Source organism: Stappia stellulata (assembly GCF_020176715.1).
Taxonomy (GTDB): Bacteria; Pseudomonadota; Alphaproteobacteria; order Rhizobiales; family Stappiaceae; genus Stappia.
Map to the genome: position 1 here is coordinate 24,692 of NZ_JAIVMF010000006.1, position 18,005 is coordinate 42,696.

General features: G+C 67.9%; 16 protein-coding genes. 9 read left to right on the plus strand and 7 right to left on the minus strand.

Annotated elements, in window-relative coordinates:
- Positions 1–8: 8 nt before the first annotated feature.
- From LC092_RS09345 to LC092_RS09355, 3 genes are all read right to left on the minus strand, one after another.
- Positions 9–923, minus strand: a complete 915-nt coding sequence (locus LC092_RS09345; RefSeq protein ID WP_224806250.1) for a DMT family transporter — start codon at positions 921–923, stop codon at positions 9–11.
- A 34-nt stretch (positions 924–957) separates the two neighbouring features.
- Positions 958–2,268, minus strand: a complete 1,311-nt coding sequence (gene preA, locus LC092_RS09350) for an NAD-dependent dihydropyrimidine dehydrogenase subunit PreA (RefSeq protein WP_224806251.1) — start codon at positions 2,266–2,268, stop codon at positions 958–960.
- A 69-nt stretch (positions 2,269–2,337) separates the two neighbouring features.
- The gene (locus LC092_RS09355; RefSeq protein WP_224806252.1) at positions 2,338–3,693 is read right to left on the minus strand and encodes an NAD(P)-dependent oxidoreductase; all 1,356 of its coding nucleotides are present in this window, start codon (positions 3,691–3,693) and stop codon (positions 2,338–2,340) included.
- 369 nt (positions 3,694–4,062) lie between these two features.
- On the opposite strand from LC092_RS09355, the gene maiA reads away from it, so the two are divergent.
- The 3 genes from maiA to LC092_RS09370 all read left to right on the plus strand — a co-directional run bounded on the left by maiA (position 4,063) and on the right by LC092_RS09370 (position 6,752).
- On the plus strand, positions 4,063–4,710 hold the full coding sequence (gene maiA / locus LC092_RS09360) for a maleylacetoacetate isomerase (protein WP_224806253.1): 648 nt from the start codon (positions 4,063–4,065) through the stop codon (positions 4,708–4,710).
- Positions 4,711–4,757: 47 nt separating this feature from the next.
- Positions 4,758–6,341, plus strand: a complete 1,584-nt coding sequence (locus LC092_RS09365) for a fused MFS/spermidine synthase (RefSeq protein WP_224806254.1) — start codon at positions 4,758–4,760, stop codon at positions 6,339–6,341.
- Positions 6,342–6,431: 90 nt separating this feature from the next.
- Positions 6,432–6,752, plus strand: a complete 321-nt coding sequence (locus tag LC092_RS09370; protein WP_224806255.1) for a heavy metal-binding domain-containing protein — start codon at positions 6,432–6,434, stop codon at positions 6,750–6,752.
- Between the two features lie 113 nt (positions 6,753–6,865).
- On the opposite strand, the gene cysK is transcribed toward LC092_RS09370, so the two are convergent.
- The 4 genes from cysK to LC092_RS09390 all read right to left on the minus strand — a co-directional run bounded on the left by cysK (position 6,866) and on the right by LC092_RS09390 (position 11,005).
- Positions 6,866–7,828, minus strand: a complete 963-nt coding sequence (cysK, locus tag LC092_RS09375; protein ID WP_224806256.1) for a cysteine synthase A — start codon at positions 7,826–7,828, stop codon at positions 6,866–6,868.
- A 203-nt stretch (positions 7,829–8,031) separates the two neighbouring features.
- Positions 8,032–8,481, minus strand: a complete 450-nt coding sequence (gene dut / locus LC092_RS09380; RefSeq protein WP_224806257.1) for a dUTP diphosphatase — start codon at positions 8,479–8,481, stop codon at positions 8,032–8,034.
- Entirely contained in the window at positions 8,478–9,725 is a 1,248-nt protein-coding gene (gene coaBC, locus LC092_RS09385) for a bifunctional phosphopantothenoylcysteine decarboxylase/phosphopantothenate--cysteine ligase CoaBC (RefSeq protein ID WP_224806258.1), read from the minus strand. Before coaBC ends, dut begins: the two co-directional genes overlap by 4 nt.
- Positions 9,726–9,793: 68 nt before the next feature.
- Positions 9,794–11,005 carry a penicillin-binding protein activator gene (locus tag LC092_RS09390; protein WP_318245916.1) on the minus strand — a complete coding sequence of 404 codons (1,212 nt, stop codon included), beginning with the start codon at positions 11,003–11,005 and terminating at the stop codon, positions 9,794–9,796.
- A 145-nt stretch (positions 11,006–11,150) separates the two neighbouring features.
- Between LC092_RS09390 and rsmI the strand changes: the two genes are divergently transcribed.
- From rsmI to LC092_RS09420, 6 genes are all read left to right on the plus strand, one after another.
- The gene (gene rsmI, locus LC092_RS09395) at positions 11,151–12,101 is read left to right on the plus strand and encodes a 16S rRNA (cytidine(1402)-2'-O)-methyltransferase (RefSeq protein WP_224806259.1); all 951 of its coding nucleotides are present in this window, start codon (positions 11,151–11,153) and stop codon (positions 12,099–12,101) included.
- Between the two features lie 22 nt (positions 12,102–12,123).
- Positions 12,124–12,297: a hypothetical protein gene (locus tag LC092_RS09400; RefSeq protein WP_224806260.1), complete on the plus strand. Its 174-nt coding sequence runs from the start codon at positions 12,124–12,126 to the stop codon at positions 12,295–12,297.
- Between the two features lie 15 nt (positions 12,298–12,312).
- The gene (locus tag LC092_RS09405) at positions 12,313–12,705 is read left to right on the plus strand and encodes a YraN family protein (protein ID WP_224806261.1); all 393 of its coding nucleotides are present in this window, start codon (positions 12,313–12,315) and stop codon (positions 12,703–12,705) included.
- Positions 12,706–12,804: 99 nt separating this feature from the next.
- Complete coding sequence (gene gshB / locus LC092_RS09410; protein ID WP_224806262.1) at positions 12,805–13,767, plus strand: glutathione synthase; 963 nt, start codon at positions 12,805–12,807, stop codon at positions 13,765–13,767.
- A gap of 112 nt (positions 13,768–13,879) precedes the next feature.
- Positions 13,880–15,406 carry a YifB family Mg chelatase-like AAA ATPase gene (locus LC092_RS09415; protein WP_224806263.1) on the plus strand — a complete coding sequence of 509 codons (1,527 nt, stop codon included), beginning with the start codon at positions 13,880–13,882 and terminating at the stop codon, positions 15,404–15,406.
- 102 nt (positions 15,407–15,508) lie between these two features.
- Positions 15,509–17,812, plus strand: coding sequence for an ATP-binding protein (locus tag LC092_RS09420; RefSeq protein WP_224806264.1), 2,304 nt, complete (start codon positions 15,509–15,511; stop codon positions 17,810–17,812).
- Positions 17,813–18,005 lie beyond the last annotated feature (193 nt).

The following is an 18,005-nucleotide window of genomic DNA, read 5'->3' on the forward strand; positions in this document are numbered from 1 at the left end:
CGACCGGGTCAGCCCCTTTTGTGCGTGTCTCGCTGCAGGATCAGCGTCGCGACCGCCGTCACCGCAACGCCGGCGAGCGTCAGCATGCCGGGCCAGGGCGCGCCCAGCGCCAGCGTCTCGAACAGGACGAAGGACGGCAGCAGATAGGTGTAGGCCATCACCGGACCCGACGGCAGGCGCAGGCTCGCATAGGTGGCGAAGAAGAAGCTGGACGCGGTCGGGAAGACTGCCAGATAGGCAACGCCGATGAAGGCGCGGGCCGGCACCTCCGGCCAGTTCGTCTGCAGCAGGTCGTCGTGGCCGTAGACCAGCAGGATCACCGCGCCGCAGGCGAGGATCCAGAAATTGAACACCTCCAGCGGTTCGCCGCGATTGAGGAGGCGCATCAGCGGCGAATAGAACGCGTAGGACATCACCCCGAAGAGAAAGATCGTTTCTCCTGTGCCGATCTCGAAGCGCAGGAGCCGGCCGATGTCTGACCCGAACAGCACCAGGATCGCGCCCGCCGCACCGAGGGCAAGACAGGCCGCCTGACGGCGCGACACGGTCTGGCGGAGCAGGAGATAGCCGGCAATCGCGGTGAAGGCCGGCAGCAGCGTGAAGACGGCGCCGGCATTGAGCGCGCTGGTGTAGCGCAGCGCCTCGAACATCGTCACGAAGAAGATGTTCAGCACCACCGCGATCAGGATATAGACCGGAAAGCGCGACAGTTTCGGGCGCTGCCAAAGCCCCTTCCAGGTGGCGATACCAGCGAAGATCGCCGCCGCCAGACAGAAGCGCAAGGCGGTGAGCACCGCCGGAGCCAGGTCCCCGGTGATGGCATGGCCGACCGGAAAGGACGTCGAGACGAGGAACACGAAACCGAGCATCGCCAGATGGGCGCGCCCGGTTCCCATATCTGCCCTGTCGGCGGAGACGCTCATCGCGCGCTCCGCCGGCACGGTTCCAGGAGCGATGTCACTCGGCCGCTTCCATCACCCGGTTCGGATTGTTGGGATGCGTGGTCCAATTGGCGTAATCCGGTTCGATCTTCTTGCCGGTTCGCGGATCCGTGCCCTCGGTCATCTGCACCATGGAGATGCAATCCTCCACCGGACAGACCGAGACGCACAGATTGCAACCGACGCATTCCTCGTCGATCACCTCGAAATGACGCAAGCCGTCCTTCATCGAGGTGATGGCCTGATGCGAGGTGTCCTCGCAGGCGATATGACAGCGGCCGCACTTGATGCAAGCGTCCTGGTCGATCTGCGCCTTGACCACATAGTTGAGGTTAAGCTGCTGCCAGTCCGTCACATTGGGCACGGCCCGGCCGACAACCTGGTCGACGCTGGTGTAGCCCTTCTCGTCCATCCAGTCGCTGAGGCCGTCCTTCATCTCCTCGACGATCTTGAAGCCATAGGTCATCGCCGCCGTGCAGACCTGCACGGTGCCCGCGCCCAGGGCCATGAACTCGGCCGCGTCCTTCCAGGTGGTCACCCCTCCGATGCCGGAGATCGGCAGGCCGTGGGTTTCCGGGTCGCGGGCGATTTCCGCCACCATGTTGAGCGCGATCGGCTTGACCGCCGGACCGCAGTAGCCGCCATGAGCGCCGCGTCCGTCGATGGTGGGTTCGGGCGCCATCTGGTCGAGGTCGACCGAGACGATGGAGTTGATCGTGTTGATCAGCGAAACGGCGTCCGCACCGCCGGCCTTCGCCGCCTGGGCAGGCTTGCGAATGTCGGTGATATTCGGCGTCAGCTTGACGATGACGGGCATGCGGCTGTGCTGCTTGCACCAGCGGGTGACCATCTCGATGTATTCGGGCACCTGGCCGACGGCCGAGCCCATGCCGCGTTCCGACATGCCGTGCGGGCAACCAAAGTTCAGCTCGATGCCGTCGGCCTCGGTGTCCTCGACCTTCTTGAGGATGTCGATCCAGCTCTGCTCCTCGCAGGGCACCATCAGCGAGACGACCATCGCCCGGTCCGACCAGTCGCGCTTGACCTGCTTGATCTCGCGCAGGTTGACCTCAAGCGGCCGGTCGGTGATCAGCTCGATGTTGTTGAAGCCGATCAGGTTGCGGTCGCGTCCGTGGATCGCGCCGTAGCGCGGGCCGTTGACGTTGACCACCGCCGGGTCCTCGCCCAGCGTTTTCCAGACTACGCCGCCCCAGCCCGCCTTGAAGGCGCGCACGACGTTGTATTCCTTGTCTGTCGGCGGCGCGGAGGCCAGCCAGAACGGGTTCGGCGACTTGATGCCGATGAAATTTGTGCTGAGATCAGCCATTTCGTGATCCTCCCCACGGGATTTCGACCGCGGTTGAACTATGAGGGTGACGCACGCGGTGCTTGTCGGTCAAGCGCTCAACGCGGCGTGAATGGAACGGGCGGCAACCTTGCCATCCTCGACGGCGGCAACGGTGAGGTCCTCGCCCCCGGCGATGCAGTCGCCGCCGGCCCAGACCCCGGCCACCGAGGTGCGGCGGTCGTCGTCGACGTTGATCCGGCCGCTGTCGAGCGACAGCGCCTCGGCTCCGCCGAGCGCATCGGGGACGAAGGTCTGGCCAATGGCCTTGAAGACTTGATCGGCCTCAAGCGTCACTGTCTCTCCGGTGCCGGAAAGCCGTCCGGAGGCATCCTGCGCGGTGCGTTCCAGTTCGATGCCCGCGACATGGCCGCCCTCGCCGAGAAGTCGTTTGGGCTGGAACCACTCGCGGATCACGACGCCGTTGGTCAGCGCCACTTCCTGCTCGTAGGCACTCGCCTTCATCGCATCCCGGTCACGGCGGTAGGCGATGGTCACTTCCTCCGCGCCCAGCCGCTTGGCCTGGACGGCGATGTCGATGGCGGTCATGCCGCCGCCGATCACCACGACCTTGCGGCCGACCGGCAGCTTCGCAAGGTCCTTTGCCTGGCGCAGCTCCGCGATATAGGCGACCGCGTCGATCACCCCGTTGAGGTCCTCGCCTTCGGCTCTGAGCGCGTTGACGCCGGGAAGGCCCATGCCGAGAAACACCGCGTCGAACTCCTTGCGCAGTCCGGCGAGCGTGATGTCGCGCCCCAGCGCCTTGCCGCACTGGACGTCGATGCCACCGATCGAAAGCACGAAGTCGACTTCGGTTTGCGCGAAGTCGTTGGTCGTCTTGTAGGCGGCGATGCCGTATTCGTTGAGACCGCCAAGCTTCTCGCGCGCGTCGAAGATGGTGACGTCATGCCCCTCGCAAGCAAGCGCATGGGCACAGCTCAACCCGGCCGGACCGCCGCCGACGATCGCGACCGTCTTGCCGGTCGACGCGGCGCGGCTGTAGGGGTGCCGGTCGGGCCGCTCGAGATAGGTGTCGGTCGCATAGCGCTGTAACAGGCCGATCTGGACCGGCTTGTCCTCCGCCAGATTGCGGACGCAGGCTTCCTCGCACAGCGTTTCGGTAGGACAGACGCGGGCGCACATCCCGCCCAGGATGTTTTCCGCGAAGATCGTCTTGGCCGAGCCGACGGGGTTCCCCGTCGAGATCTGGCGGATGAACTTCGGGATATCGATCGAGGTCGGGCAGGCGATCGTGCAGGGCGCGTCGTAGCAGAAGTAGCAGCGATCCGCCTCGACGCTGGCCTCATGCGTGCCGAGCGGCGGGTGCAGATCGTCGAAGTTTTCAAGATAGTCGTCAGGCGAGAGGCGGCCCGTGCGGATATCGGGCCCCGGGAGTGCGTCAGCCATGGCTGCACCTTATGCGAAGGCCGGAGCCGCGAAGGGACCTCCGGCGCAGTGTTCTCCTCAAGAAGCCGACGGTGCGACGCATTTCGCGTTCTTCGGTCGCCGGCCAGGCGATTGCGCGCGGCGCGTCTCTCGTTGGGCGGAAACGCGTCCACAGTCGATATTGGAGCCGAATTTTGACCAAATAGTCAAATTTTTTGTCGTACAAGTATTTCCGGGCGGTTCGGGCCTGCGCAAGCCCATGATTTCGGGCGGGTTTTCGACGGCAGGCTGCCGCGCCCCCTTGGCCTTGTGAGATGCCCGTGCGATACGCTTTGTGCAAGGACCATTCGGCGGGTGCCATGCGACCTCGCCACCACAGGAGGACAATCCGTGACCCGACCCGTGCTTTTCGACTACTGGCGTTCCTCGGCAAGCTACCGGGTGCGGATCGCGCTGAACCTCCTCGGCGTCGCGCATGACACCGTCGCCGTCGACCTGCTCAAGGGCGCGCAGCGGGACGCGGACAACCGGGCCCGCAACCCGCAAGGCCTGGTGCCGTCGCTGGAAATCGACGGCAGCGTCCTGACGCAGTCGCTCGCGATCATCGAATATCTGCACGAAACCCGGGAGGGGAGCGCCCTGCTGCCCGCCACGGCGTTTGAGCGGCAGCGCGTACGGGCGATCAGCCACGCGATCGCGATGGAGATCCATCCGGTCTGCAATCTCAATGTCGTCGCCCATGCGGTGAAGCTGATGGGCGGTGGAGATGCGGAAAAAATCGACTGGATGCAGACCTTCATCACCAAAGGGCTGACCGCCGTCGAGCAGATGCTGAGCGACGGCAAGGCCGGCACCTTCTGCCACGGCAACGCGCCGACGATGGCCGACCTCTGCCTCGTGCCGCAGCTCTACAATGCCCGGCGCTGGGGCGTCGACCTGACGGCCATGCCGCGCATGGTCGAGATCGATGCGGCCTGCAACCAGATCGAGGCCTTCGCCGCCGCGCATCCCGACCGCATCGGCCCGCCGGCCGACTGACATGCATGAGGCTGGATGGTCCGGCGGCGACGGGCTAGGCTTGGTCCATGGCAGTTGAACCCGCTTCCGCGCAACCCGCGAAATCCGCTTCCCGGTCCGACACCGTGCCGCTGTGGTTCCTGCTGGCCGCACAGTTCCTTGTCGCCGCCGCCGGCCTCGTGGTCGAAATCGTCGCAGGGCGGATGCTGGCGCCCTATGTCGGCATGTCGCTCTACACCTGGACCGCGGTGATCGCCGTGGTGCTTGCCGGCTTTTCCGCCGGACACTGGATCGGCGGGCTGGTCGCCGACCGCCCCCAGCGCACGGCTCTTGCGTGGCTTGCCATATCGGGCGCATTGGGCGCGCTCACGACGCTCGCCGCACTTCCGCTGATCCGGCTGGTGTCCGCCCCCGTACTCGGCGCAATCCCCGGACCCATCGGCGGCATTGTCGCCCTCACCGCGCTGCTGTTCTTCCTGCCGAGCTTCGCCGCCGGCATTCCCTCGCCGATCCTGGCGCGGCTTGCCATTGAGGACCGGGCGCGCAGCGGACGCGCGCTCGGCGCGCTGCATGCGCTCAGCGCCATCGGCGCCATCGCCGGAACCCTGTCGGCGGGCTATCTGTTCATTTCGTGGATCGGCACGGTCTGGACGCTGGTGGTCGTTGCGGGCGCCTATGCCGCCTTCGCCCTTGCCTGCCTGGCGATGCTGCGTCGCCACGCCAGACCGGAGCCTGCGGGGCGCGACATCGCCTCCGCAGCGACGGCGCTCACGCTTTTCGCCCTCGCAGCCCTTGCCGCGACGCCCTTCACGCCGGCGAGCGCCTGTACGGTGGAAAGCCGCTACTATTGCATCCGCTCCATCGATGTCGGCGCCGACGTCGGCGCGCCGGCGCGTCTGATGGTGCTCGATCATCTCGGCCACGGGCTGAACGTGCTGGGCGAGCCGACGCGCCTTGAAATGCCCTATGCGGCGACCATCGACGCCATCGCCCGCGCCCGGCTGGGCGGAGCGCCGGAGCGCGCCTTCTTCATCGGCGGCGGTGCGCTGACGTTGCCGCGCGCCTGGAGCGCGGATGGCGCGCGGCCCGGTCTCGTCGTGGCCGAGATCGACCCGCTGGTGACGGCCATCGCCAAGGCCGACTTCGACGTCGACACATCGCGCTTCACCATCACCCATGCGGATGCACGGGTGGCGCTTGCGGGTCTCGACGGATTTCAGGTCGTCGTCGGCGATGCCTTCACCGATATCGCCGTTCCGGCGCATCTCGTCACCCGCGAATTCTACCAGGAAATCGCAGGCAGTCTGGCGCCGGACGGCTTCTACCTGATGAACCTGATCGACCATACCGACAGCCTGAAGGCGCTGGCCGCCAGCGTGCGCACGCTGAAACAGGTGTTTCCCGCCGTGGAAGTCTGGGTCGAGGTGGAGGATTTCTCCACCGGCGGACGAACGACCTTCGTGTTGATGGCCGGCTCCGCGCCATCGCCGACCGGTCGCATGACGCTCGCCCCGACCGCGCCGGACGTGCCGGGCCGGATTATCGGACGCATCCCGCCGCACCGCGTGGATGGCCTTGTCGCCACGCTCGATCCGCCTGTGCTGACCGACGACTACGCGCCCATCGACCGGCTGATCGGGGCACGGCCGTAGCGCGCCCGCCGGCGAACCCGGCCGTCTTGATCTGCCGCCGCCGACCCGCCACATCCTTCTCGCACACCGGCCGAGAAAGGACCCGACGACATGCTGATGACGACCACCAACACCCTGCAGGGACACGAGATCTCCGACTACAAGGGGATCGTGACCGGGGAAGCCATCCTCGGCGCCAACATCTTCAAGGATCTCTTCGCCGGTATCCGCGACATCGTCGGCGGTCGATCCGGCGCCTATGAGGAAGAGCTGCAGCGCGCCCGCCAGATCGCGATGGACGAAATGCAGGCGCGCGCCGCAAGCCTCGGCGCCAACGCCGTGATCGGCGTCGACCTGGACTATGAAACGGTCGGGCAGAACGGCTCGATGCTGATGGTCAGCGCAACGGGAACGGCCGTGGTTGTCCGCTGACATCCGCCTCGACCCGCACCGGGATACGAAAACGGCGGGACCCGAGGCCCCGCCGTTTGATTGCGCTGGTTGTTCAGTCCTGCACCCGATAAGGCCGGCGCTGGTTTCGGCCGTCACTCAAGCCCGTCGAACAGCGCCGTCGACAGATAGCGCTCGGCGAAGGACGGAATGATCACCACGATGCGCTTGCCGGCCATTTCGCCGCGCGCGCCCAGCTTGAGGGCGGCAGCAAGAGCCGCACCGGAGGAGATCCCGACCGGCAGCCCCTCGATCCGCGCGGCCTTGCGCGCCATCTCGAAGGCTTCGTCATTGCTGATCTGAACCACCTCGTCATAAACTTCGGTATTGAGAACACTCGGCACGAAGCCGGCACCAATGCCCTGGATCTTGTGCGGCCCGGGCGTGCCGCCGGACAGGATCGGGCTGTCGGTCGGCTCGACGGCGACGACATGCAGGTCGGGCTTGCGCGCCTTGAGGACTTCACTCACGCCGGTGATCGTGCCACCGGTGCCGATGCCGGACACGAAGGCGTCGATCTTGCCGCCGGTGTCGTTCCAGATTTCCTCGGCCGTCGTCTTGCGGTGGATCTCGGGGTTGGCCGGATTGTCGAACTGCTGCGGCATCACCGCGCCGTCGATTTCAGAGACGAGTTCCTCGGCGCGGGCGATGGCGCCCTTCATGCCCTTCGGGCCTTCGGTCAACTCCAGTTCCGCGCCGAGCAGCTTCAGCATCTTGCGGCGCTCGATGGACATGGTCTCCGGCATCACCAGGATCAGGCGGTAGCCCTTGGCGGCGGCGACGAAGGCAAGCGCGATGCCGGTGTTGCCCGACGTCGGCTCGACCAGCGTCGTCTTGCCCGGCGCGATGGTGCCGCGCGCTTCCAGCGCCTCGATCATGGCGACGCCGATGCGGTCCTTGACGCTGGAGATCGGGTTGAAGAACTCGAGCTTGCCCAGGATCTCGGCCTTGACGCCCGCGTCTTCCGCCAGCCGGTCCAGCCGCACGAGCGGCGTATCGCCGATGGTCTCGGTGATCGAGGCATAGATCCGGCCACGGCCGGGAGTGCGTTCGCTCATGTCAGGCTCCCAGATTTTTCGCGGCGCACGGGGCGCGGCGCTTCGTTCATGTCGACGAACTTAGGCATTCGTCCAGGACGAGGCGAGGAATGCAATTTTCCCGAAACGCCTCTTCGCCGAATGTGATTTCGATAAGGCCGGCATGCAAGGCAATGATTTGCCCGACCACCGCCCGCAGGCACCGCAGCTCGGGGGCACCGGTGTCAGCGTGGACCCGTCGAGCCGAACCCGCCGGCACCGCGGGCCGTGTCGTCGAGATCGGCGACCTCGACAAGCTCCGCCCGCGCAACCGGCGCCACCACCATCTGCGCGATGCGGCTGCCGCGCTCGACGGTAAAGGGCGCGTCGCCGAGGTTGATCAGGATCACCTTGATCTCGCCGCGATAATCCGCGTCGATGGTTCCCGGCGTGTTCAGCACGGTCACGCCGTGCTTCGCCGCCAGCCCGGAGCGGGGCCGCACCTGCGCCTCCGTGCCCTCGGGCAACGCAATGGCGATCCCCGTCGGCACAAGCGCACGGGCCCCTGGCTGCAGCACCAGCGGGTCGTCATTCGCAGCCAGCAGGTCCATGCCGGCCGCCGCCGCGCTCTGATAGGCGGGGAGCGGCAGGTCCTTCCCGTGCGGCAGACGGCGCAGCCGAAGAGACAGTGTCATGCCGATCCTCGCGAAAGAGACGAGAGCCGACGCGCGATTTCGGCGACGAGACGCCGCGCGACCTCTTCCTTGGGAAGCGTCGGCCAGTCCGTCACCCCTTCCGGAGCGACCAGGTAGACGGTGTTGGCATCGCCACCCATCACGCCACGCTCGGGAGAGACGTCGTTGGCGACGATCAGATCGGCCCCCTTGCGCGCCAGTTTGGCGCGGGCGTTTTCCACCACATCGCTGGTTTCGGCGGCAAAGCCGACGACCAGGCGCGGGCGCAGGGTCTGATGGTGACCGACGCTTGCGAGAATATCCGGGTTTTCGGCAAGCTCCAGCGGCGGAACTCCGCCGCTGCCGTCCTTCTTGATCTTGCCGCTGCTTGCGGTGGCCGCGCGCCAGTCGGCGACCGCCGCCGCCATCACGCCGACATCGGCCGGCAGCGCCGCATCCACGGCCGCCAGCATCTCGCGGGCTGTTTCGACGCGAACGACGTCGACGCCCGGCGGATCGGCAAGCGTCACCGGTCCGCTCACCAGCGTGACCCGGGCCCCCGCGCGCACCATTTCGGCAGCGATGGCATGCCCCTGCTTGCCGGACGAGCGATTGGCGATGTAGCGCACGGGGTCGATCGGCTCATGGGTCGGCCCGGAGGTGATCAGCACGTGCCGGCCAGAAAGCGGCCCTTGTGCGGGAGGGTGGCCCGCCTCGCCACGCAGCACGCGCTCCGCCGCCGCCACGATTTCCAGCGGTTCGGACATGCGCCCGACGCCAGCCTCGCCGCGCTCCGCCATTTCGCCAACGCCCGGCCCGACGAAATGAATGCCGTCGGCCGCCAGCGTCTCGCTGTTGCGGCGGGTCGCCGGATGGGCCCACATCGCCGGATTCATGGCCGGCGCGAGAAGCACCGGCTTGTTGCAGGCCAGAAGAACCGCCGTCGCCAGATCGCCGGCAAGGCCCGTCGCCATCTTGGCCATCAGGTCGGCCGTAGCCGGCGCGACGATCACCAGATCGGCCTCGCGCGACAGACGGATGTGGCCAACGTCATGTTCGTCGTCCCGGTCGAAGAGATCGCAAAACACCGTGTCGCCGGTCAGCGCGCCGACGGACATCGGGGTGATGAACTGGCGCGCACCCTCGGTCATCACCGCCCGCACCCGGGCGCCGCGTTCGCGCAGGCGCCGGATCAGGTCGAGGCTCTTGTAGGCCGCGATCCCGCCGCCAATGATCAGGAGAATACGGCTGTCTTCAAGGCTCACCAGAGGGTCTCCGGGATCGATATCGGCGGCGACATGCCGCGATCGGAAGGAATGACGCCCAGCGCGCCTCAGCCGCCGGCGCCGAAGGAGCGCGGCGCGGGCGCGATGATGCGCGATCCGGACCCGGTGACCTCGTAGATCGCCAGTCCGCGTTCGTTGGTTCCCTGCCGGTCGAAGCGGAACACGCCGTCGATGCCGAGGAAGCCGTCGCGGTTGGTCAGCACCCGCTCGGAGAAGCGCGCCGCGCCTGCGGACCGCACGAGACCGGCTGCGAGGATCGTTGCGTCATAGGCGAGCGAGGCATTGCGCGGCGGACGGCTGCCGTAGGCACTCTGGTAGCGCTCGGCGAAAGCCTGGAAGCCGGTGCCGTCGGGCCCCGGATACCAGGCGCCGGTCAGCGGCGGCGCATTGAGCACCTGCGGCGTGTCCCACTGGCCGCTGCCGAGCAGTCTGGTCGAGGCGAGATTGACCCCACCCGACGACAGCGCCTGCGCGACGAAGGGCGCAACATTGCCGGCGGGAACGAAGACGGCGTCGATCTGGCTGGCGTTTGCCGCAATGCTCGCTGCCTTGGCCGCGATATCCGTCGTGTCGTTGCCCTGCACCTTGTAGCGCTCGATGGAGACGATACGCGCGCCGGCGCGCCCGACGTCCTGGCGGAACGCGGCTTCCACCACCGCGCCATAGGTGTCGTCCGGCAAAAGCGCGGCGAAGGAGCGCTTGCCCTGGCGGGCTGCATAGGAAACCACGCGGGTGACGTCGCTGCGCGGCAGGAAGCTCAGCAGATAGACGCCACGCGAGGCAACGGATTCGTCGCTGGAAAAGGCAACCACCGGAACGCCGGAAGACCGTGCCACGGAGGCCGCGCCGCCGACGGCCGGCGCGAACACCGGCCCGATGATCAGCTCCGCGCCTTCGGAGATAGCCGCCTGCGCGGCCTGTTGTCCGCCCTGCGCCGTGCCGCCGGTGTCCTTGATCAGGATCTGGATGTCCGCGCCCTGAAAGTCCTGAAGCGCGAATTCGGCGGTGTTGCGGAACACGGTCGCGATCGAGGTCGCGCTGCCGCCGCCGCTCATCGGCAGCAGCATGCCGACCCGCACGGACCCGGTGCCGATGGTCTGGCCGCTTGGCACCGGCTGTCCGCCGGGCGTCGAGGGATAGCCCGGATAGTCGCCCAGCCCCGATCCCGTGCAGCTTGCGAGCAGGGTCGCCGCGGCCAGCGCCGCACCCAGCGCGGCCTTGCGCGCCCCGTGTTCGACGTCGCGAATGATACGAAACACTGCGCCAGATCTCCCCGATATCCGCAGTCCCAGACCCGCCGGCACCGACCATGCGGGAAAAGATGCTTATCAGCCTGTTCCCGCCGCTGCAAATTCTCAAGCGAAGCTTGGCGTGTCAGGTGTTTCCTGTCAAAACGATCCCATCATGGCTTCTTCCAACGCACCCAGCCCGCCGCCGGATGGCGACGACGATCCGCGGCCTTCTGAAACGCCTCGCGGCGAGGGCGGTTTTCACATCGGCCGGCAGGCGTTTCAGGCGCCGAGACCCGCATCCGCGCTCTATATCGTCTCGACGCCGATCGGAAATCTCGGGGACATCACCGTGCGGGCGCTGGAAACGCTTGCCGCCTGCGATCTCGTCGCCTGCGAGGACACGCGCGTCACCGCCACGCTGATGCAGCGCTTCGGCCTGCGCACGCCGCTCACCGCCTATCACGAGCACAATGCGGCCCGCGTGCGCCCGCGCCTGCTTGCAACGCTCGAGAATGGCGGCAGCGTCGCGCTTGTGTCCGACGCCGGCACGCCGCTGATCTCCGATCCGGGCTACCGTCTGGTGCGCGACGTCGTCGAGGCGGGGCACCGCGTCGTTCCGATCCCGGGCGCAAGCGCGCCGCTCGCCGCGCTGGTCGGCGCCGGCCTGCCGTCCGACACCGTGTGCTTTTCCGGCTTCCTGCCGCAAAAAAGCGGCCAGCGCCGCACGCGGCTCGGCGAACTGGCCCGCCTGCCGGCGACGCTGGTGATCTTCGAAAGCCCGCGGCGCCTTGCCGCGTCGCTCGCCGACATGGCCGATGTGCTCGGCGGCGAGCGCGAGGCTGTCGTCGCCCGCGAACTCACCAAACGCTTCGAGACCTTCGAGCGCGGCACGCTCGCCGAGCTTTGCGAACGCTACGCGGATACCGCCGTCAAGGGCGAGATCGTCGTCTGCATCGCGCCGCCCGGCGATCAGACCGAAGCCGATCCGGAAGACGCCGATGCGCTCCTCACCGAGGCGCTCAAGGACATGAAGGCCGCGGCCGCTGCGAAACACGTCGCGCAGATGACCGGCGTCGACCGCAAAACGCTCTACAAGCGGGCGATGGAACTGAAAGCGCAATGACGGCCACGCGCCGGGGGGATGAATGACCAAGATCATCATGGTGTTTTTTGCGCTGGTGGCGACGATCCAGGTGATCAAGCCGCTTGGCTGGCCCGGCCTGAAACGGCGCAAGGACGCCTGGAAACTGGCCGTCGGCGGGTTTCTGGTGACGCTCTTCGCCGTCATCCTCGCCGCGACCTTCCAGCCGAGCCTCTAGGCGGAGCAAGATGCAATGGCCGGCGCACCCCAGCCCTCTGCCAGCCGCAAACGCCGCTCCGCCTATCTGTGGGGCCTGCGCGCCGAAACGCTGGCTGCCGTCGCGCTGCGCCTGAAGGGCTGGAAGCTTCTGGCGCGCCGCTACAAGGCGGGCAACGGCGAGATCGACATCATTGCCCGCAAGGGCGACACCATCGCCTTCATCGAGGTCAAGGCCCGCGCCACCCGCGAGGCGGCGCTGGCGGCCATCACCGCACAGGGGCAACGGCGGATCGCGGCCGCCGCACGCGTCTGGCAGGCCGGGCGCGAGGACACGGATGCGGCCACGCTGCGGTTCGACGCGGTGCTTGTTGTGCCGCGCCGCTGGCCGATCCACATCGCCGACGCCTTCACCGCTGCGGAGCGATGACGCTTCGTCCGGGCGCGCGCGTCTGGACAAAGCCCCCCCGTGCCCGCATATGCTGGGGCAACCCTCTTTCCCTTGCCGCTTCCGGCGCCGGAGTTCCCCATGCCCTCGACGACACCGCTCAAGATCGCGGTCCAGATGGACCATATCTCCTCGATCAACATCGCCGGCGACAGCGCCTTCGCGCTGATGCTGGAGGCACAGGCGCGCGGTCACACGCTCTATCACTACACGCCGGACAGGCTGGCGATGACCGGCGACCGGGTCACCGCCGCGCTCGAACCGGTCAAGGTGCGCGACGAGGCGGGGCGCCACTTCGAGCTGGGCGAGGCCAGCGTCACGGACCTTCTCGAGATGGATGTCGTCCTGATGCGCCAGGACCCGCCCTTCGACATGGCCTATGTCGCGGCAACGCACATGCTGGAAAAGATCCATCCGAAGACCCTTGTGGTCAACGATCCGGCCTCGGTGCGCAACGCCCCGGAAAAGCTCTTCGTCACCGAATTCGCCGATCTCATGCCGCCGACGCTGATCACGCGCGACCGGGCCGCGATTGACGCTTTCCGCGCCGAACACAAGGACATCGTCATGAAGCCGCTGTTCGGCCACGGCGGCGCGGCGGTCTTCCGCATCACCCAGGACGACCTTAACTACGGCTCGCTCTACGATTTCTTCGCCGCGACCTTCCGCGAACCCTGGGTGATCCAGCGGTTCCTGCCCAATGTCGACAAGGGCGACAAGCGCATCCTGCTGGTCGACGGCGAATTTGCCGGCGCCGTGAACCGGGTGCCGCAAGCCGGCGACCTGCGCTCCAACATGGTGCGCGGCGGTGCCGCGCGCGAGGCCGACCTGACGGAGCGCGAACGCGAGATCTGCGCGCGGCTCGGACCGGCCCTGCGCGAAAAGGGGCTGATCCTGGTCGGGATCGATGTCATCGACGGAAACCTGACCGAGATCAACGTGACCGCCCCGACCGGCATCCGCGCGGTCGCAAAGCTCGGCGGCCCGGATGTCGCAGCAATCCTGTGGGACAGCGTGGAAGCCAAACGCACGGCGCGCGGCTGATCTGACCGGCGGCGGGCCGCACAGACGTGCGGTTGTGCACCCTCTCCGGTTGCGCTAGGTTGCAATTTTTCCAAATTGCAAGTGACCGAGGCGCGGCTGGAGGGGTTGTAAGATGGTGTCACGCGTCGCGACGGTGGCGTTTCAGGGCATCGAGGCCAAGCCGGTAGACGTCCAGGTTCAGATCGGCCCGGGACAGGTCGCCTTCACCATCGTCGGACTTCCCGACAAGGCCGTGGGCGAAAGCCGCGAGCGGGTGCGCTCGGCGCTGCTCGCCTCAGGCCTGGCGCTTCCGGCCAAACGCGTCACCGTCAATCTGGCTCCCGCTGACCTTCCCAAGGAAGGCTCCCACTTCGACCTGCCGATTGCCCTTGCCCTGATGGCGGCGATGGGGGCTGTCCCTGCCGCCGATCTCGACGGCTACATGGTGCTCGGCGAGCTGGCGCTGGACGGTTCGATTTCCCCCGTCGCCGGGGTTCTGCCGGCGGCCATCGCCGCCAATACGGCGGACAAGGGCCTGATCTGCCCCGCCCCTTGCGGACCGGAAGCCGCCTGGGCCGACGAGGCGATGGATATCCTCGCACCGGCCTCGCTGATTCAGCTGGCCAATCACTTCAAGGGCACGCAGATGCTCTCGCGCCCGACGCCGAAGCTGAGGGCGGATCCCGCCGCCCTGCCCGATCTGTCGGAGGTCAGGGGGCAGGAAACCGCGAAGCGCGCGCTGGAGATCGCGGCGGCCGGCGGGCACAACCTGCTGATGATCGGGCCGCCCGGCGCCGGCAAATCCATGCTGGCAAGCCGACTGCCCTCGATCCTGCCGCCGCTGTCGCCGCGCGAGCTGCTGGAGGTATCGATGATCGCCTCCATCGCCGGGGAGCTTTCCGACGGGCGGCTGTCGGAGCGCAGGCCCTACCGGGCGCCGCATCATTCGGCCTCGATGGCCGCCCTTGTCGGCGGCGGACTGCGGGCAAGGCCCGGCGAGGTCTCGCTTGCCCACAATGGTGTGCTCTTCCTGGATGAACTCCCGGAATTCCAGCCACAGGTGCTGGATGGATTGCGCCAGCCGCTGGAGAGCGGCGAAAGCGTGATCGTGCGGGCCAATCACCGCACGACCTACCCCTCGCGCGTGCAGCTGATCGCGGCGATGAACCCCTGCCGCTGCGGCCATGCCGGGGAACCCGGACATGTGTGCAAGCGCGGCGCGCGCTGCGCCAGCGAGTATCAGGGGCGGATCTCCGGACCGCTGCTGGACCGCCTCGACCTGCGCATCGACGTTCCGGCGCTCTCCGCCGTCGACCTGATTCGTCCGGACACCGCCGAAAGCTCCGCCGCCGTGGCCGCCCGCGTGCTCGCGGCCCGCCAGATCCAGAGCGCGCGCTACATGGCGCTCGGCTCCACCGCCCGCACCAACGCCCAGGCCGGACCGCGCCTGATCGAGGAGGTCGCCAGACCCGACCGGGCCGGCCTGGACCTGCTGCAGGGCGCCGCCGAAACGCTGCGCCTGTCGGCGCGCGGCTATCACCGGGTGCTGAAGGTGGCACGCACGCTCGCCGATCTCGACGGCGAGGAAACCGTCAGCCGGATGCACCTGGCGGAAGCGCTCAGCTACCGTGGCGCGGCACTCGACCGGCAGGCAGCTTAAGGCGCGGCCGGCCCCGCCGCCCACCCGGCGAAACGCTTTCTCAATCTCTGCAGACGAGACTCATCCCTCAATCGCGCCGCGCGCCATCGGGAGTAGAGTTTCGTGTCCCCGCAATCGCTCAACCGCAAGGCCTCGTCCAGGCGGCACCGGCAGTCCGTCGGGACCCATGAGGCCCGCACCGGCGATGACAGCCCCGGCAGCCGTGACGCGACCGCACCGACAAGTGGCGCCCTGCGGCGCGCAATCACATTCGCGGTCGCAACCGCCGGGTTTCTCGCCGGCGCGTTGGCGGTCCTCTGGGTCGTGCCGGAAGCCGCACGCCAGGCTGTCGCCGGAACCTTTCTCGTCATGACCGGCATGGGCCTCGCCGCCGTTGCCCTGGTGCAGGCGCGGGCCCGGTCCCGGGCAAGCGACGTTTCGGCACGGGTCACCGCGCTGTCGGCAGAAACCGAAGCGCTTCGCGATGAGATCTGGCACCTGAAGGAAAGCGACGCCCGGCATCGCGACGTGCTCGACACGCTGGGAGATGTGGTGACCCGCTGGCGCGAGGGCGGCGATGTCGTCTACGCCAATGACGCGGCGCTGAAACTGTTTCCCGACGGGCGGATCGACGCCCTTCATGCGCCCGCCGCCGACGAGGGCCCCGCCGGATATCCCGATATTCGCATCGAAACCGCGAGCGGGCCGCGCTGGTTCGCTCGCCGGGACGTCGCCGTGCGCGACGGGCGCAGCGGCGAGCCGCTGATCCAGACGATCCTGCGCGACGTCACCGACCGGCGCCAGATCGAGGACGCGCTGGTCGCTGCCCGCAACCAGGCGGAAACCGCAAGCGCCTCCAAGAGCCGTTTCCTGGCAACCGTGAGTCACGAGATCCGCACGCCGCTGAACGGCATTCTCGGCATGGCCGGACTGCTGCGGGACACGCGGCTGACCGCCGAGCAACGCAGCTACGTCGAGGCGGTGCGCAGTTCCGGCGAGATCCTGCTGCTCCTGATCAGCGAGGTGCTCGACATGTCGAAGATCGAGGCCGGCCGCCTCGATCTGGCACCTGCCCCGACCGATATCGCGCTGCTGGCGGAAAGCGTCGTGGAACTGCTCAGTCCCCGCGCACAGACCAAGGGGCTGGAAATCGCCTGTTTCGTCGCCCCGGAACTGCCCGACAGACTTGTCGTCGACGCCGTGCGCCTCAGGCAGATCCTGTTCAACCTTGCCGGAAACGGCCTGAAGTTCACAGAAGAGGGCGGCGTCGAGATCGCGCTGGAAAGCGAACCCGACCCGTCCGGCGATGGCGCACCCCGGCTGGCGATCAGCGTCCGCGACACCGGTATCGGCTTTGCCGCCGGCGAAGCCGAGCGGCTGTTCGAGGAATTCGAGCAGATCGACCACGGACCGGCGCGCCGCTTCGACGGCGCCGGTCTTGGCCTGTCCATCTCGCGCCGGCTGGCGCGGCTGATGGGCGGCGAGATCACCGCAACGGCCGCGGAAGGCTCCGGCGCCTGTTTCCGCGTCACCCTGCCGCTTGTGCCGGCGCCGCCGACATCCCCCGACACACGGCCGATCCAACCGGACGCCGGGGTCGACCTTGCCGGAAAAACCATCGTTCTGGTGACCCGCAGCCGGGTGGAAGGCCCCCTGATCGCACGCCGGCTCCAGGCGGAAGGGGCAAGGGCGCAACTGATCCCGGCCGGCGACGAGGCCAGCGACGAGGCGCTTGCCGCCTGCGACCTCATTCTCCTCGACCCGCTCGCCGTCGCCGACGCTGGGGCCTGGCTTGCCGGCGCGCGGGCGGCAGGCGTTGCCGCGCCGGCCATCGTCCTGATCACACCGGCGGAGCGCGAGCGCCTTCCGCGTTTGCGGGCGGCCGGCTTCGGCGCCTATCTCATCCGACCGATCCGCTCCGCCTCCCTGGTTCAGGTGGCCCGCGCGGTTCTGGCGCGCGGCGACACGCAGGCCGCGTGGGACCTTCTTCGCGACGACCGTTCCGAGGACCGGCCGGACCCGGAAAAAAGCGCCCCGACGCGGCCGCTGCGGCTTCTGGTTGCCGACGACAACGACATCAACCGCATGCTCACGGAAGCGCTGGTGCGCAAGCTCGGACACGAGCCCGTGGTGGTCAGCGACGGTGCGGAAGCCCTCGACGCGGTGCGCTGCAACACCGGCTTCGACATGCTCCTGATGGATCTTCACATGCCGGGCGTCGACGGCCTGACCGCGATCCGCCGGTTCCGGGAGCTGGAACGCCAGGCGCGGCGCGCGCGCGTCCCGGTCCTCGCCGTCACCGCGGACGTCACGCCGGAAGCCGAGGAAGCGGCGCTCGCCGCGGGCGCGGACGCGGTGCTGACGAAGCCGATCGACCCCGAGTTGCTGGCGGGCCATCTGCGCGGCGTGGGCGCGGGCGCCGGCTGATTGCGGCGATCCGGCAGTCCCTGTGGGCAAGGGCCGCCTTGATGTCACATTGTCACGCAAGTGTCGGGAAAGTATGGTCTACGACGAAGCCGTGAAAGCGGCCTTCCGGGCGGCGCGTCTCGTGACTCTCGATCCCTTTTCAGGAGACAGGCAGACGCGAACGCGACAAACGTATGTCCGGCGCAGATTGCGC